Below are 14717 nucleotides of genomic sequence, written 5' to 3' on the forward strand. Positions count from 1 at the left end.
GTGGGTATCTAAGGAGACGCGTCTGCGCTCAGACGGTGTGCAGTGGGAGTGCGTGGCGATCGGCGAAAGCGACGCACTCGGCGTGTGTGATCATTCGGGTGGGGTCGGCGATGCCGACGAGCCCGGCGAACAGGGCGCCGTTGGACATTCCCGCCCGCCCGACCAGATCCAGGGCGACTGCCGCTGGTATTGGCAGCGTGGCGGCGTCGGGTTCGACGCTGACCGGGATCAGATGTCCAGGGCGGGTGAACTCCTCCGCTGTGGCAGCGTGGCCGGCGAGAGCGCGGGCGGTGGTGGCGCGGTCCGCGGCCGAGATCCCGGTCCCGGTCCCACGGATCGCGTCTACCGCGACGCACACCCGAACTCCGCTGGTGTCGAATGGATTCATCGGTGGGAGAAGAAGCCGCTCGCACCGTTCGGACGGCAGTGCGATCTGCAGAAGACCCGAAGAGTGCCGGACCATGAAGGCGGACGTGGAGGTCGAGACCGACGCCGCAGCGGCGACGAGAATCCCTGTGCCGCCCTCACTCCTGCTGGACACGACGATGGGCGCGCCTGCGGCGAGTTGGGCGCACGCATCGTCTTCGGAACAGCCCTGAACCGCTGCCAGGGAATCCAGTGTCACTGCCATGGGGCCTCCTGCGAGTAGTGCCGTTGTTAGCTCCGGTGTCGACTAGACGAACGGGGAGACCTGTTCGTCGATACCGAGAAGGGCGCGGCCATAGATCTCTTCGTTGATGTTCAAGCTGATAAAGGCGTGCCGCGAACCGGTCTCGAGGTCCCGCCAAATCCTCTGCAAAGGATTGGCTTGGGCGAAGCTGCCCGCGCCGGACACGTTGAGCAGAACTTCGACAGCCTCGCGGCATCGTTTGGCCGCGTGGGCCGCGTCCATTCGGCAACGGGCGCGTTCGACGACGCTCATCTGCCTGCCCGCGGCCGCGGCGGCGTCGACCTCGTCGGCGCTGCGGAACGCGAGCAGCTTGGCCTGGTCGATCAGTGAGCGGGCCTCGGCCATCGACAGTTGGGTCGAGGGGGCGTCGATCGAGCGCTCGTAGAACGAGTAGGAGATCGGCTTGTTCTTCTTCAGCGTCGCCAGCACGGTGTCGTATGCTCCCTCGGCCATACCGAGAACCGGGCCGGCCAGTACCAACGCCAGCACCGGGACGAGCGCGGAGTGATAGAGACTCTCGTCCTGGAATTCCGACGCCGTCACACCCTGCATCACGTCCTGGACGGAGAGCACGTGGGCGTCGGGAACGAACACGTCGTCCGCGACCAGGGTGTCGCTGCCGGATCCGGACATTCCCGCCACATACCAGGTGTCGTCGATAGTCAAGTCCGACAAGGGGATCAGTGCCATTCCGGGTGCCAGCACATCGCCGGCCTCATCGGTGATCGGGATGCCGACGTTGGCCCAGCTGGCGTGATGGGATGCGGAGGCGAATCCCCAACGCCCCGTGACCCGGTATCCACCGTCGACGCGGACCGTCGTCGCGGTGGGCGTCACGACGCCGCACGTGATGACGTGCGGATCCTCCCCCATCACCTCCCGCTGGACCGCTTCCGGAAAGAAGCCGAGGGTGTAGGACGTCACGTTGCTCAGCGTGGCGACCCAGGCCGTGGAGGCGCAGGACCGCCCGAGTTCGGCCACCGTCTCGAGGAAGGTGCGAAAGCCTTCCTGAGAGCCGCCGAGCCGAGCTGGCTTGGTGATATCGAACAGGCCCGCGTCCCGGAGTGCGTCGATGTTGACCTGCGGCACCCGCCGGTCGGTCTCGGCCTGCGCAGCGTTCGATCGCAGCAGCGGTGCGAGCTCGCGAGCCACGGTGACGAGACGTTCCCGTTCGGTAGCCGACGACGTCGAGGGTGCAGCAGTGTCGGTGAGGGTCATAGGAGATCCTTTGTTCGTGTTCGAAGCGGATAGCCGGCGAGTCGGTGCGCGCCCGAGCCGCTAATTAATCATGATTAATTGCTAGGATGATGTGAAGGCGGTCACTTGTCAACCCTGAATGTGAACAGCTCCCAACCGGAAGGAAGACGATGAGCGACCAGCGAGATGAACTCACCGCCGCTGAGGTGGAGGGGTTCGAGGGACCGGCGTCGTCCCGCACAATGTGGCACCAACCTGCGGATACGCAGGGCAGGGTGTCAATCGGCGGCTCGCGCGCCGAGGTCGCGGCCGGCCAGATCAGCAGGCTTGCGGCCACCGCGCGCGCGGGTGAGCGCATCGGCAGCAAGGAGGACCTGCGCAAGCTATGCGGCTTCTCCGTCGGAACGATGAACGAGGCGATCAAGCTCGCGCAGGCCCGAGGAGTCATAACCTCACGACCAGGCCCTGGCGGCGGTATCTTCGCCTGCGACCCTTCCCCGCTGTCCCGGATGAACGGCTGGTTCCGCGCCGCCGCTGACGATGAATCCGCCTTTGCCGAGGCCGTGCAGATTCGCGATGCCATCGCCCCCCTGCTGGTCGAGGAGGTGCTACGACAGATGACACTTGCCGATCAGCAAGCTCTCGAAGAGCGGCTCTGGGAAGTGCGCCGTGCCCGCAACTCCCAGGCGGTCTCCGACTTCATCTGGGCGGGTTGGGCGCTGCACGAGTACATCGCAGGAATCGGCAAGCGTCAGCTACTCGACACCCTCTACCTGAGCATCATGGACGTCGGAACCTCATACCTGCGTGCGGTGCTGGAGGCGACCGAGCCCGACGTCCACCTGAACGGGTTGGCCCAGGTCCTGGAAGATCTTGTCGACGCCCTCAATCGCTGTGACACCGATGCTGCCGTCGATGCACTCAGGCGTACCGACCCCACGATGATCCTGTCGCCCCCGCCGAATTCCCCACTGTAGCTTTCCCGCAACGACATCCGCATGTGCACCGAATTCACCCGCGCACGTGTGCATCCCGGAAGATCGGTCGGGTTTCGAATGCCGTCGCGTCTGCGTCGGCGGCTACCCCCGGCCGACTGTTGTGAACAAAGATTAGTTACAGACTTTCCAACTTGTAACTCTTGGCGTACGTTCCGGGTATGGAGATGCGACACCTGGGCACGAACGGCCCCTGCGTACCGGTGCTGAGGCTGGGATGTAGCGCGATGTCGGGCACCTACGGTCCGGCGGACGAGCGGGAGGCCATCGCGACGATCCACGCCGCGATCGACGCCGGCTTCTCCGAGGTCGCCGGGGACCGCTACGCGGCGCCGCAGATGCAGCAGCTGGACAGCGAACGCTGATGCCTCGCACCGCCGTACTGAATGCGGAGACCCTGCTTGCGGCCACCGAGGACATGCTGCGCCGCCACGGACCGGCCAAGGCCACCGTTGTCGACGTCGCCCGATCTCTTGGGGTCTCCCATGCCGCCGTCTACCGGCACTTTCCTTCCAAAGCGGCGCTCCGCGAGGCGGTCACCCGCCGCTGGATCGACCGCTCCTACGATCGCCTCGCCGCGATCGCCGACAACCGCCTACTGCCCCCGCCCGAGCGGCTGCGGGCATGGCTGGTCGAACTGTTCGCCACCAAACGCGCGAAGGCGCTCGACGACCCCGCGCTCACCGCCACCTACGCGGTCCTCGCGGCCGAGCACAACAGCGTGGTCGCCGAACACGTGGCGGCCCTCGTCTACCAGGTACGCGCCATCGTCACCGCCGGCGTCGCCACCGGCGACTTCAGCGTCTCGGACCCGGGCGCGGCGGCACAGGCCGTCTTCGACGGCACGTTGGCCTTCCACCACCCGATTCATGCCGCTTCCTGGCAGACCGCCGGGATCGACAACGCCTTCGACAACGTCTGCACCCTGCTCATCGACGGCCTGCGCGCCACCCACCGCTGACACCCACCTGACCTGTGAAGGATCGAGATGTCCCTGAATGCCGAAGAACGAGCACGCACCAGCGAGGAGCTGCACGCCAACCTCCGGCTCACCGGCCTGACCCCGCAAGAGGCACAAGCCGCGCTGGAGTTCACCCATGAGCAGTTCGAGTCCGCCCTGAACTGCAGCGATATCGCCAAGCCAGCGGATGTCTGGCTGCTACGCGACCACCTTGAACAACTGGTCGAAGACCAAGACGGGACTCCGGTGCCCTACACCGTCCTGACCGAGCAGGCACGTTCGTCGGCCCGCAGATGGTTCCGGCTGCGGCGGGCTCCACGCCGACCCGGGCACCACTGAGACCGTCGGCTTCGACTGCGTCCGAGTCACGAAGTCCCCGCGGGGCAGCGCGCCCGGCGGGGACTGTCAGACAGCTCTTACACCCATGCCACCGACCGTCGTGGGCGCTCCTGCACGCAGGAATTGTTCAGAGGGTGGCGCGGACGATGCGGGCCGCGGGCCGCGCCGCGGTGTCAGCCGGATCCGTGTGTGGCGACGTCGCCAGGTAGAGGTGGCGGCCGTCGTCTCCCCCGACTGCGATATCGAGGCATTTGTGTTCGGTGGCGATCTCACGCTGCGGGGTTCCGTCGGGTCCCACGAGCACGGCACGGCATCCGATGGGGTCGGCGACCCAGATGCCTTGACCGGGGACAGCGCAGAGCCCGTCGGGAGAGAAGTCCGGTGAGATGAGGGTGAGATCGGCCGCTGGGCGCGCGGAGGCGAAGGTGCCGTCGACGCGGGGACGGAAAGCCGTCAGCGCCATCGCGAACGATTCGGCCACAACGATCTCACCGTCGTCGTTGGAGGTGATCCCGTTGGGAAACATCACCGGTTCGTCGGTGGCCTGGGCGATGCTGCCGTCCGGACGCACGAGATAGAGGTGGGCGGGGCGGACCAATTGCAGAGCATCGGGGTTGTTGTCGGCCCACAGACGATTGAAAGCGTGCACGTCGAACCCCATGTCACCGACATAGGCATTGCCCTCGGCGGTGACGAACATGTCGTTGAGGCTGGCTTCTCCGGTGCCGGACAGATCGGCGTGCACACTGAGCTCGCCGTCACCCACTCGGAGCACCCGGCGCGAGTCCTGAGCGACAACCAGCATCGTGGCATCGGGTAACCAGCCGATCCCACCCGGTGCTTCACCCAGGTCGGCCACGAGCTCGGGGAGCCCCGCCCCGCCGGCCAGGCGGAATACCTGCCCGTTGTGGACGTCGGCGTAGTACAGAAACCCGTCGTGCCACCGCAGTGACTCGGTGAATCTCAATTCGTCGACGAGGGTTTCGTCGGCTTTCCCGGTACCGATCATCGCGATAGCTCCTTTGCCGTCGGTGTCCAACAAACCGATTGAAACAGCCCAGCATGTTCTATGTCAAACAACACATAGCACCGAGCCGAACGACGAACTCACCGAACCTTCCATGAAGGCCTCGCGGTCGAGCGGCGGCTCGTCGGCCAGGATCACGGACTTGGCACCGCCGTAATCCATGCTTGCGCTGCCTCGACGAGCTTGTAGGCCATCGCCATCCCAGCTGCCCGCGATCCCGGCCCCTTCGTGACCTCGGTCCTCAAACGCACTGTCGCGAGAGTGGATTCGATCGGGTTCATGGTTCCGAGATGGACCCAGCGCTCGGCCGGGTAGTAGAAGAACCCGAGCAACACATCAGCGCCACCGACGATCTTGGCGACAGCCTTCGGATACTTCGCGCCGTAGTCGCGGTCGAACGCGGTGATCGCCGCTCGCGCGTTGTCGGTGCCCTCGGCCATGAAGATCTCCTTCATCGCCCTGGTCGCGGCTGGGTGCACGGACCCCGATCATCACCAACAAACAGAGTTTCTCCTGCTCGAGCCGAATTTTCAGGTGGATCCCGTCGACCCACAAGTACACGTAGTCCACGTTCGACAGGTCGCGGTCACCGAAGCCACAGGCCTCGCCTGCCATTGTGTGGTCAGCCGGATGATCGCCGAGGCGGACAGGCCCGCGCCAGTACCGAGGAACTTCTCCAGCGCGGGCGCGAAGTCGCCGCTGGAGAGGCCGTGGAGTAGAACAGTGGCAGGACCTCGGTGATCTGCGGTGATTTCCGCGCCCAGGCCGGCAGGGTCGCTGATGAGAACCGTTGACGGAAACCGGTGCCGGGGTCGACTCGGCGGTCGTTGACCCGTGGCGCACGGACCTCGCACGGGTCGTACCCTCCCGCCCGGCGTTCGAGCGCCGTGCAGACCGAAACCTGTCTTCTTTCGAATCAGGTTCCGATCATTGTTCGCGTGAGAAACAGAAGACCGCGAAACACTTTCAAAGCGTTGCGGCGAGTGACGTTGTGTCCGTGGCGGATCGGCAACATCGTGGCCGCAGCGCTGGTGCTGCTTCACCTGGAACACCGACGGGTCATCTGACCTGCGACACACCGACTACCCGGAAAGGCTCATTGAATAGCTCCTGGAGAAGACGTGTGATCCTGAACAGAGTCAGGCTTGTGTGCCGAGCCGTCGGAGAATTTCGATCTCCGCTGTGGCAGCCGAGACAAGTGAAGACAGTGCCACGGATTCGTCGGGCGCGTGTGCCTGTGAGTAAGGGTCCTGAATAGCAGTGACAAGTACCTCCGCAGAGGGCATCGCCGCTGAGAGACTGGCGATGAAGGGAATACCTCCTCCCACTCCGAGACCGACCGCGGACGTACCGAACGCGTCGGTGAGAATATGGCGAACGAGGTCGAAGGCAGGTGAATTCTGGTCTGCGCGCCAGCCTGCGCCCACCGCGCACGGCTCTATCTCGACTGCCACACCCCAAGGAGCGTGCTCGCGGAGATGGTCCTCGACCGCTTGCAGAGCGCTGGCCGGATCCTGTTCGGGCGAAAGCCGAATAGAGACTGCAGCCCGAGCGGATGGAAGCAGGACGTTGGCCGCACCGACGGCATCCGGTGCGTCGATTCCCGTGACCGACAGCGCCGGCGCGTTCCAGACACGCTGCGCGATCGGTCCGTCTCCGATGAGGTCCACGCCTGCGAGCAAGCCGGCCTGCCCGCTGATTCCGTCGAGAAGGGGACTATCAGCTGCGGTACGCGTGCCCGGCTGTATCCCCTTGACAGAGACCTGGCCCTTCTCATCGGTCATCGTCGACAGCAGGCGAACCAGGGCTGTCAGTGAATCAGGAACTGCGCCACCGAAGACGCCGGAGTGCACAGGATGGGAGGCTGTGCGGACAGTGATGAGGACGTTCAGCAGACCTCTCAACGAGGTCGTGATCGAGGGTACTCGTACGTCGGCATTGACCGAATCGAGAGCAAGCACGTAATCCGCGCGAACGGCATGCGCATGTTCGGCCAGCAGCGCTTCGAGGGTCGGAGAGCCGATCTCCTCCTCGCCTTCGATCAACACCACAACGGAGACCGGCAAGTCGTGACCCAACTGTCGCAAGGCCTCCAGATGCACGGCAATTGCGCCCTTGTCGTCGGCAGTACCCCGACCATACAGCCGGCCACCTCGACACGTGACGACGAACGGGTCGGACTGCCAGACGCTTTCATCACCGACCGGTTGGACATCATGGTGCGCGTACAGCAGCACAACGGGCGCGTTCTCCGGACCATCTATCCGCCCGATGACAGCCGGAAGTCCACCCTCCATACACACCACCTGGGTGGCGACACCGATAGATCGAAACGAGTCCGATATGATTCGAGCGGAGCGGTGCACATCCTGCTCTCGACTAGGATCGGCGCTGATCGATGGTACTGCGACCAACTTCTGGAGATCTGCGATCAGGCGGTCTTTGTCACATATCGTCATGACCCACTCCTACCCCGTACTCGACGGCGGACCGGGCTGCATTGGCAGCTGTAGCGATCCCTCCCGGTCGCCTCGGCCCTCGTGCGCAATTCGCCCAAGCGGTCGATTCGAGTCCCGTCGTCAGTTGGACTTCGACCAGGGTTGAAACCGAGTGGGCTGTGAAGGGTATCGAGTTGAGCGCGGCCAGCCCCGACTCGAACTCCTCTGAAGCGAGACCGACGATCTCGGCTGGTGCGCCGCCGCTCTCCAGTGCCGTAACAAGCATCCCTCGGGTGCGCTGAGGCAGGCAAAGTCCGAGCATCACCGAATAGCGAGCAACCGCATCCGGGCCCATGGCCTCCACCGCACTACCTGTGTCGGCCCACGCGACAAGAGCGGCGGGTATCCGTCGGAACATGCCGACCGAGTCCAGAACCGAACGTACCCAGGGATTATCCTTCGGAAGGTACACACTGTTCACTTCGACCGTGTCTGCCAGCCATGCTCCGAATGCCGAAAGCTGATGAGCCGTTCGGCGTGCGAGGTCTGCAACAGTGGGATCGTCTGCGGTGAGGTCTGTTGCCACCGACCAGAACGGGATCTCGGGGACCACCGACACGGCGCCGTAGCGCTGGCACCATTCGGCGGCGGACGCGCCGAACGGCAGCAAGCTCGAGGGGTTCTCGTGTCCGAGATTCAGTAGCGCCTCGAACGTCCCTGCTAGGGAAGGCATCGGAAAGACACCACGGGCAAGCGGCTGAATTGACGGGTCATCGACACACGCTTCTTCGATCGGCAACCCGAAACGTTCGGAGAGTGCCGACAACCGGTCGATTAGGTCCTGGTCCGCTCCTTTTACGATGTAGTGCAGGCCTCCGACCTCGGCGTTGTGCAATGCGTACACGAGGTACGGGCGGCTGATCTCGAGGGCAGTGGTCAGCGCCTTGTTCTCAGGGAGAGTCGAGTTTCGTTTCAGCGAGCCGGATGTGGACAGGTAGTCGATCGGGAAATCCCAGTCCGGCATCTCCGATAGCGGTTGCCGGTAGAAGTCCCGGTAATAGGCCGCCATATCGACTGTCCCGGCGAACCAATTCTCATTCCGCACATAGGAGTCCGGGTCGACACACAGGATGAGATCGAATCCGATATCGCCGCGAACGGTTTCAGGATGGGTAGCGAGGCGTTCAACGAGCTCGACGACGGTCGCAACACCCACCGGCTCGTTGGAGTGCGGTCCGCCATACCAGAACGAACGATGCTCGCCGGTGCCTATCCGGATCAGCTCGATGGGCCGGCCTTCTCGTGAATGACCGACAACTGTCCGCTCGGCCTCCAGTTGCGATGCAGCGCGGAGAACGCGCTGCTGAGCCTCGCTCAGCGTAAGCAGTCCAGCGTCGATGGGGTCGGTGAGCAGTGGTTCCCAGGGAGTCATCGCGGTCCTTAGAGACTTTTGGTATTTGACGTACCGTCAGTATGAGTGTTACCTAGATTACATGGATGCGAACGGTCGTCAACCCCGCGAGAACAGTCGGGACCGCCGGCGGCGTGAGACCAGGGAGTCCTTGCTGAATGCTGCATACGACCTGTTCTGCACCCTGGGGTACGCCGGTACGTCGTTGGACGAGGTCGCCGACCGGGCAGGTTTCACCAAGGGCGCGATCTACGCCCATTTCGACGGGAAAGAAGGTCTCTTTCTGACGCTGATCGAGCGCACCACCACCTCGCTGGTCTCGCAGTGGATGGAGCCCGATCCCGGCCGAACAGCCGACGGGCAGCCAGAAGCAGACGGGATCGGCGAATGGCTTTCACAGGCAATGCATGAACGGCGCGATTGGTTTCTGGTCACTGCAGAATTCGCATTGCTGGCAGCACGTAAACCCGCGCTTGCCGCCCGTCAACTAGCGGCGGTCGACAGGGTCTGCGACGACATCGCAAGCTGGTTGACCCGAATCGGAGTCGACGCAACCACGACTGAGATCTCGAGCATGAGCAGGTTATTACTGGCGATGATGAACGGGTTGGTCCTGCACACAGCGCTTGACGAAACAATCGACACGGCAGCCGATTTGCGGCTTGGAATGAAACTATTTACCGGGATTCCCCGAACTTAGTGCAGAAGGATATTGGACGTGGGCGAACTACATACCTGCAAGGACGAATGTGGGCGCAGATTGGCTTGGGCCGAGTACGGCGCTCCCAACGGCACACCGGTGGTGTTTTTCCATGGCACTCCCGGGGGCCGGCTAGCGGTCACTCACCAAGATGACTTCCTAAGTCAGCAACTACGGGTGATCGCGCCGGACCGCGCCGGCTACGGCCAGACTGACCCTCTCCCGGGACGCTCTGTCCACGACTCGGCGAAAGATGTTTTGGCCATCCTGGATGCATGTGGGTTTGAACAAGTCCTCGCCGTCGGCGGGTCCGGTGGCGGACCACATGCGCTTGCTCTGGCGGCTGCCGCTCCGGACCGGGTCCGCGCGGTGGGCGTGTTCGTGGGTGCGGCCCCCCTGGTGCCGGACGAGATCACCGATCAGTCAGCGCTGAATCAGTCCATCATGAGCCGGATAGATAAACCCGACGACCTGCGCGATCTCCTGGTTCAGGTACGAACGTCCCTCCTGGAGGGCGGCATGTCCGCCATCGTGGCGGACATGCCGCCGAGCGATCGAGAGCAGTGGTCCCAGCACATTGCGACTCGTCAGCGAGCTATCGACGATGCACTCGCCCCCGGCATCCAGGGCATGTTCGATGACTACTGCGCTATTTTCGGTGACAAGTGGGGATTCGAACTGTCAGATGTTTCGTCTCCAGTCGTATGGGCACACGGCGACCAGGATCGGAACGTTCCGATATCCGCAGCACGGCGACTCGCTGATAAAATTCGCCACCACCGATTCATCAATTGGACCGGAGTGGGCCATGCGCCCGGACCGGAAAAGATGTCCCAGTTCTATGCTGCACTCGTCGCGAGCAGTTCGGGTAGAGACGACTGATCAAGTCACCCCTGGGAGACCCGGTGCTGATGAACAGGGAGAATCGGCGCTGACAGATGCGCTGTCGGTTTCGCCGGTGCGATGGCTGGCCGGAGGTGGCTCAGGCCCGTTCGAATAGAAACACTAGACAGGGAACACGATCGACTGTGGGCTGTGTCGGCACACTACCCGCGCTACCGAGCAGCATTGAAGACGGCAGCCTACGCCGACCAGAACGGCTTCACCGCCGTCTCGTGCGAGGAACAACATCTGGCGCGCAACGGATGGTTGCCGTCACCGCTCGTGCTGGCGGCCGCCGTTGCGGAGTCTACGCGCCGAGTCCTCATCAATGTGACCGTCTTGCTGGTTCCTCTCTACGATCCGGTCCGACCGGCCGAGGACATCGCGGTGCTCGACAACCTCAGCGGGGGCCGGTTCAGTTTCGTCGCGGACCTCTGACCAGCATGCTCCGGTCCTTGTCGTCGCAGGACGGCCACGCCCGCCCTGGAACTGTCGGCACGTGGTCGCGGGCGAAGCTCGACCAGGCCCCGCGCATCGCTTGTCGGTATCGCCTCGGCGCCGACGGCGTCCGGCGAGGTGAGGTCGGTCAACGGTAGTCGCGGTGGGGCGCGCTGGAGGCAACGGTGATCGGGCGCGGCGGCGATTCCGTATGCCGCGCCGCCGGTCGGGGCCCGCGCGATTCTCCGCTCCGCTACCGGCGATAGCCTGGGACGGCGTTCGCGACGCCACCCGGTTCGGTCCGATCTGTCTCCAAGGCGATAGTTCAGCGTGCCGACGACCGCGGGAGTTCGTTCGACGCGGACATCGGGTTCCTCCCCGCCGGGCGTTCAACGGCACCGTTCATCGACACGCGCTAGATTGTTACACAATCTCCCACGCCCGCTGATGCCGCTATGATTTTCGACGGGGTACGGCTTACGGCGTGGAGCGGTCCAGCATTCGCTTCGCCTGAACCACACAGAGGACCCTCGATGCTGACCGGCGACGTTCAGATCCACGGCCGTTCCGGCCGGACCATACCCTTGCTGCCCGGAGGCGCCGAATCGTGTGCCGGCGTCTTGCCAGGGCTCGTCGAGAGACTGCTCGAGACCTCCCAGCGTTACTTTCGGTGTCGCCTTCGTCGCGCGTCCGCTGGGCGCAGTCGTCTTCGGACATTTCGGCGACCGGCTCGGCCGCAAGAAGACTGGTGTCGACCCTGCTCACCTTGGGATTGGCGACTGTGGCAGTCGGTCTGCTGCCGAACGCGGCGGCCATCGGCTGGCTCGCTCCTGTCCTGCTCATGCTGCTGCGCATTCTCCAGGGCTTCGCGGTCGACCGCGAGTGGGCCGGTGCCGCGCTGCTCAGCGCCGAATACGCGCCGAACCGAACGCGGAAAGTTCGGCATGGCAACCTAACTCGGTCCGTCGACCGCCTTCACGCGCAGCTGCCTAACCTTCCTCATCACCAGCATCACCCTCGGTGACACGAGTTCGGCGTTCCTAGACTGGGGCTGACGAGTGCCGTTCCTGCTCAGAGGTGCACTCGTGGCCATCGGTCTGTACATGCGTTTGAACATCGACGAGACGCCGGTGTTCAAAGCCGCGCCGCAAGCAACCAAGCCCGCCGGGCGCCACTGCGCGACCTGTGCCGCGAACAATCTCGTGAAATCGCGCTCGGCACCGGAGCGATGGTGGCGGTATTCGCTTTCTTCCTCATGACGGCCACCCACATGATGAGCTATGCCACTGCGCAACTGGGCTTCTCGCGCACAGCGGTGCTGCTGGCGGGCGCGGCCGGTGGCCTGATGATGGCGATCACCACGGTGCTGTCCGCGATCTACTCGGACCGATTCGGACGGCGCGCCGTTGTGCTGTCCGGCTTCGTGCTCTCGCTCGCGTGGGCTCCGCTGATCTTTCCGCTGATCGGCACCGGACACGTGGGGGTCTTCACTGCGGTCCTGGCAATCACATTCGCACTGCTCGGCATCTCCTACGGACCGATGGCCGCCTATCTGCCGGAACTGTTCAAGTCGCACCTCCGCTACAGCGGCGCCGGTTTGGCCTACTCGGCGTGATGCTGGTCGCCCTGGTGGCGATCTCGCTATTCAGCGTGCTCGCCATGAAGGACACGCGCGGCGTTTCGCTGACCGTGCGAGATTAGATTCGCCGTCGTCGAAACACCGAGGCCGCGCTGCCTGCGCAAGGCAAGATGCATGGCAGCGCGGCCACCGAGCTCCAGATCGTCCTCGAGCGCCCGCAGGGCGACATCGCCGCCAATGTAGAGCTGATCCAGGAGGTACCGGTGCATGATCGCCAGCCTTTGGGCCGAGAAGTCCGCCTTGATGGTCGCGAGCATGTAGTTCAGTTCGTTCTCGCAGGCGTGATGAGAGGTGACCAGCCGTACATTGCCGCTGGCCTCGGCGATTCTCCGGTGCACCGCGCTGTGCGCTTCGATCACGTGGCGCCACGGGGTGCCCTCGGTCAACGATTCGAGTTCCTCGACCGCGTCGGACACGCCGGTGAAGTCCGTGCCCTTGCTGAGTGCGAGGCGCAGCGCGCCCAGTTCCAGGATCGATCGATACGAGCACATGTCATCGATCCGGTCCTCGGTCACCTCGGGGACGACGATTCCCCGGTTGCGCTGGTGCTCGAGCAGTCCTTCCGAGACGAGGATCTGCAGGCCGGATCGCACGGAATGGCGCCCGCACCCGAAGCGGGCGCTGAGCGCCTCTTCCGTCAGCCGGGCCCCGGGCGCGAGCGCACCTTCGAGAAGGTCGTTGCGGAGCGCCTGCGCGATACTCGCGGGCGTGCTGCTGGCCTTACCGCCACTGGACATGTTGTTACGCAATCTGCCGCATCGTGAAGTCAACTGTTGTTGATCATAGTCGACAACGGAATGTCCGACGACAACTCGCCCCGGGTCAGCTGAGCCCAGGGGCGACCGCGAACTCGATCTCGTCCGGGACGGACTCCTCCGACGAACCTCGGCGGACGCGGTCGACGATGTAGTCAACCGCGAGCGCCGTGACATCGCAGACGGACCCGAGCGGAAGCAGGGCCTTGATCTCGGCGCCGCCGCTGTCCTGATCACCGGCGCGGATGATGATGCGCGTCGCCGCCGCGACGCCGTGCGTTGCCACCGCGACGGCGAGATTGTCGCGCTCGACGGAGCCGACGGCCGCGATCGCGGTAGCCTTGTCGACCCGAGCCTTGTCCAGGAGTGCCCGGTCAATTCCGTGCCCGACGATGGTGGGGATCCGCAGGTCGTCGATGACCCGCAGGCCGGGCGCCGCCGGATCGCGCTCCACCGCGAGGACCGGCACATTCATTCGAGTGCAACTCGATGCACAGCCGGGCGCCGACCTGCCCCAGCCCGACCACCACGACGTGGTCGCGACGAGGTAGCGACCGTGGCCCGACCAGTCCCAACAGACGCGGCCCGATCGACCGGTCGACTACACCTGCGGTGAACATGGCCGTGAAGACGACGGTGATCAGCATCAGGATCGGCGACAGGACAAGGGTAACGGGCAGATGCGGCACCTCGGCCGGGCCGACCGTGGTCACCACCCGCACCGCGTCGTAGAACGCCCGCGCGGGATGGCGCTGCTCACCGAGCACCATCAGACACAGATCCAGTGCCACGACAGCACCGAGCCCAGCCATTCCGTACACCATGGTGCGCGCACCGACATCGGTGGTCCGCAGGAATCCGGTGAGGTGTGTCGCCACGGTCGAGGCCGCCGTCGACAGGGAACGCCGTCGGCCGCGAGCGTCACCGACACAGATGTCGACCAGGTGCGGAAGCGCCAGATCGGCCGGCGAGGTCACCTCGCACTGCGGGAGCAGCCGGTGGAGTTCGTCGCCGATGGTCCGGTCGAAAATCGTCACGAGGATCGACGCGTTCGGCGCGAAGTGCGCGCAGCCCAACGCGAACCGCAGGGCGCGGATGTCGTCGTGGACCATTACCGCAACCATCGCCGTCTTCTCCGACAGCGTCGAGCGCAGGTCGACGTCGAGCGGTTCGAGCAGATGGATCACCGACGTGCCCTCGGCCGCCAACGATTCCGCGACCCGACGCGCCGTGGGTGTGTCGCCGATGAGCACCGGCGACTCCCT

Annotated in this window: 17 protein-coding genes and 3 pseudogenes; 11 read left to right on the top strand and 9 right to left on the bottom strand. The window is 64.5% G+C overall.

Going from position 1 to position 14717, the window contains the following annotated elements:
• Positions 1 to 28: 28 nt before the first annotated feature.
• Both ACQHI0_RS12370 and ACQHI0_RS12375 read right to left on the bottom strand, forming a co-directional pair.
• Positions 29 to 631, bottom strand: a complete 603-nt coding sequence (locus ACQHI0_RS12370) for a 3,4-dihydroxy-2-butanone-4-phosphate synthase (protein ID WP_427908080.1) — start codon at positions 629 to 631, stop codon at positions 29 to 31.
• Positions 632 to 673: 42 nt separating this feature from the next.
• Positions 674 to 1888, bottom strand: coding sequence for an acyl-CoA dehydrogenase family protein (locus ACQHI0_RS12375; RefSeq protein ID WP_427908081.1), 1215 nt, complete (start codon positions 1886 to 1888; stop codon positions 674 to 676).
• A 149-nt stretch (positions 1889 to 2037) separates the two neighbouring features.
• Between ACQHI0_RS12375 and ACQHI0_RS12380 the strand changes: the two genes are divergently transcribed.
• The 4 genes from ACQHI0_RS12380 to ACQHI0_RS12395 all read left to right on the top strand — a co-directional run bounded on the left by ACQHI0_RS12380 (position 2038) and on the right by ACQHI0_RS12395 (position 4162).
• On the top strand, positions 2038 to 2844 hold the full coding sequence (locus ACQHI0_RS12380; RefSeq protein ID WP_427908082.1) for a FadR/GntR family transcriptional regulator: 807 nt from the start codon (positions 2038 to 2040) through the stop codon (positions 2842 to 2844).
• 245 nt (positions 2845 to 3089) lie between these two features.
• Positions 3090 to 3227, top strand: coding sequence for a hypothetical protein (locus ACQHI0_RS12385; protein ID WP_427908083.1), 138 nt, complete (start codon positions 3090 to 3092; stop codon positions 3225 to 3227).
• A complete protein-coding gene (locus tag ACQHI0_RS12390; RefSeq protein WP_427908084.1) occupies positions 3227 to 3823 on the top strand; it encodes a TetR family transcriptional regulator in 597 nt (198 codons plus the stop codon). The genes ACQHI0_RS12385 and ACQHI0_RS12390 overlap by 1 nt, the downstream gene beginning before the upstream one ends.
• Before the next feature lie 27 nt (positions 3824 to 3850).
• On the top strand, positions 3851 to 4162 hold the full coding sequence (locus ACQHI0_RS12395) for a DUF2316 family protein (RefSeq protein WP_427908085.1): 312 nt from the start codon (positions 3851 to 3853) through the stop codon (positions 4160 to 4162).
• 127 nt (positions 4163 to 4289) lie between these two features.
• Here the strand turns inward: ACQHI0_RS12395 and ACQHI0_RS12400 are convergent, their stop codons facing one another.
• A complete protein-coding gene (locus tag ACQHI0_RS12400; protein ID WP_427908086.1) occupies positions 4290 to 5171 on the bottom strand; it encodes an SMP-30/gluconolactonase/LRE family protein in 882 nt (293 codons plus the stop codon).
• Between the two features lie 155 nt (positions 5172 to 5326).
• Positions 5327 to 6036: pseudogene (locus tag ACQHI0_RS12405) on the bottom strand (transposase); the annotation flags it as partial.
• Positions 6037 to 6148: 112 nt separating this feature from the next.
• On the opposite strand from ACQHI0_RS12405, the pseudogene ACQHI0_RS12410 reads away from it, so the two are divergent.
• Positions 6149 to 6256 (top strand): annotated as a pseudogene (locus ACQHI0_RS12410) (IS5/IS1182 family transposase); the annotation flags it as partial.
• A 72-nt stretch (positions 6257 to 6328) separates the two neighbouring features.
• Here the strand turns inward: ACQHI0_RS12410 and ACQHI0_RS12415 are convergent.
• Positions 6329 to 7648, bottom strand: coding sequence for a M20/M25/M40 family metallo-hydrolase (locus tag ACQHI0_RS12415; RefSeq protein WP_427908087.1), 1320 nt, complete (start codon positions 7646 to 7648; stop codon positions 6329 to 6331).
• The gene (locus tag ACQHI0_RS12420) at positions 7635 to 9059 is read right to left on the bottom strand and encodes a M14 family zinc carboxypeptidase (RefSeq protein ID WP_427908088.1); all 1425 of its coding nucleotides are present in this window, start codon (positions 9057 to 9059) and stop codon (positions 7635 to 7637) included. The genes ACQHI0_RS12415 and ACQHI0_RS12420 overlap by 14 nt, the downstream gene beginning before the upstream one ends.
• A 61-nt stretch (positions 9060 to 9120) precedes the next feature.
• On the opposite strand from ACQHI0_RS12420, the gene ACQHI0_RS12425 reads away from it, so the two are divergent.
• The 6 genes and pseudogenes from ACQHI0_RS12425 to ACQHI0_RS12450 all read left to right on the top strand — a co-directional run bounded on the left by ACQHI0_RS12425 (position 9121) and on the right by ACQHI0_RS12450 (position 12673).
• Entirely contained in the window at positions 9121 to 9738 is a 618-nt protein-coding gene (locus tag ACQHI0_RS12425) for a TetR/AcrR family transcriptional regulator (protein WP_427908089.1), read from the top strand.
• Between the two features lie 18 nt (positions 9739 to 9756).
• A complete protein-coding gene (locus ACQHI0_RS12430; RefSeq protein WP_427908090.1) occupies positions 9757 to 10620 on the top strand; it encodes an alpha/beta fold hydrolase in 864 nt (287 codons plus the stop codon).
• A gap of 114 nt (positions 10621 to 10734) precedes the next feature.
• Positions 10735 to 11055, top strand: a pseudogene (locus ACQHI0_RS12435) (LLM class flavin-dependent oxidoreductase); the annotation flags it as partial.
• Positions 11056 to 11806: 751 nt separating this feature from the next.
• Positions 11807 to 12082 (top strand): hypothetical protein, encoded by a 276-nt coding sequence (locus ACQHI0_RS12440; protein WP_427908091.1) that lies wholly within the window; start codon positions 11807 to 11809, stop codon positions 12080 to 12082.
• A 61-nt stretch (positions 12083 to 12143) separates the two neighbouring features.
• A complete protein-coding gene (locus ACQHI0_RS12445) occupies positions 12144 to 12317 on the top strand; it encodes a hypothetical protein (RefSeq protein WP_427908092.1) in 174 nt (57 codons plus the stop codon).
• Positions 12242 to 12673: an MFS transporter gene (locus ACQHI0_RS12450; RefSeq protein ID WP_427909146.1), complete on the top strand. Its 432-nt coding sequence runs from the start codon at positions 12242 to 12244 to the stop codon at positions 12671 to 12673. The genes ACQHI0_RS12445 and ACQHI0_RS12450 overlap by 76 nt, the downstream gene beginning before the upstream one ends.
• A 26-nt stretch (positions 12674 to 12699) precedes the next feature.
• Here the strand turns inward: ACQHI0_RS12450 and ACQHI0_RS12455 are convergent, their stop codons facing one another.
• From ACQHI0_RS12455 to ACQHI0_RS12465, 3 genes are all read right to left on the bottom strand, one after another.
• Positions 12700 to 13434 (bottom strand): GntR family transcriptional regulator, encoded by a 735-nt coding sequence (locus ACQHI0_RS12455; RefSeq protein ID WP_427908093.1) that lies wholly within the window; start codon positions 13432 to 13434, stop codon positions 12700 to 12702.
• A gap of 85 nt (positions 13435 to 13519) precedes the next feature.
• Positions 13520 to 13927 carry an NAD-binding protein gene (locus ACQHI0_RS12460; RefSeq protein WP_427908094.1) on the bottom strand — a complete coding sequence of 136 codons (408 nt, stop codon included), beginning with the start codon at positions 13925 to 13927 and terminating at the stop codon, positions 13520 to 13522.
• Positions 13827 to 14705, bottom strand: a complete 879-nt coding sequence (locus ACQHI0_RS12465) for a hypothetical protein (RefSeq protein WP_427908095.1) — start codon at positions 14703 to 14705, stop codon at positions 13827 to 13829. The genes ACQHI0_RS12460 and ACQHI0_RS12465 overlap by 101 nt, the downstream gene beginning before the upstream one ends.
• Positions 14706 to 14717 lie beyond the last annotated feature (12 nt).

The organism is Nocardia sp. FBN12 (assembly GCF_050320175.1).
GTDB lineage: Bacteria > Actinomycetota > Actinomycetes > Mycobacteriales > Mycobacteriaceae > Nocardia.

Coding starts and splice junctions, on each gene's coding strand:
- ACQHI0_RS12370 (WP_427908080.1), bottom strand. CDS start 631: ATGGCAGTGACACTGGATTCCCTGGCAGCGGTTCAGGGCTGTTCCGAA.
- ACQHI0_RS12375 (WP_427908081.1), bottom strand. CDS start 1,888: ATGACCCTCACCGACACTGCTGCACCCTCGACGTCGTCGGCTACCGAA.
- ACQHI0_RS12380 (WP_427908082.1), top strand. CDS start 2,038: ATGAGCGACCAGCGAGATGAACTCACCGCCGCTGAGGTGGAGGGGTTC.
- ACQHI0_RS12385 (WP_427908083.1), top strand. CDS start 3,090: ATGTCGGGCACCTACGGTCCGGCGGACGAGCGGGAGGCCATCGCGACG.
- ACQHI0_RS12390 (WP_427908084.1), top strand. CDS start 3,227: ATGCCTCGCACCGCCGTACTGAATGCGGAGACCCTGCTTGCGGCCACC.
- ACQHI0_RS12395 (WP_427908085.1), top strand. CDS start 3,851: ATGTCCCTGAATGCCGAAGAACGAGCACGCACCAGCGAGGAGCTGCAC.
- ACQHI0_RS12400 (WP_427908086.1), bottom strand. CDS start 5,171: ATGATCGGTACCGGGAAAGCCGACGAAACCCTCGTCGACGAATTGAGA.
- ACQHI0_RS12415 (WP_427908087.1), bottom strand. CDS start 7,648: ATGACGATATGTGACAAAGACCGCCTGATCGCAGATCTCCAGAAGTTG.
- ACQHI0_RS12420 (WP_427908088.1), bottom strand. CDS start 9,059: ATGACTCCCTGGGAACCACTGCTCACCGACCCCATCGACGCTGGACTG.
- ACQHI0_RS12425 (WP_427908089.1), top strand. CDS start 9,121: ATGGATGCGAACGGTCGTCAACCCCGCGAGAACAGTCGGGACCGCCGG.
- ACQHI0_RS12455 (WP_427908093.1), bottom strand. CDS start 13,434: ATGTCCAGTGGCGGTAAGGCCAGCAGCACGCCCGCGAGTATCGCGCAG.
- ACQHI0_RS12460 (WP_427908094.1), bottom strand. CDS start 13,927: ATGAATGTGCCGGTCCTCGCGGTGGAGCGCGATCCGGCGGCGCCCGGC.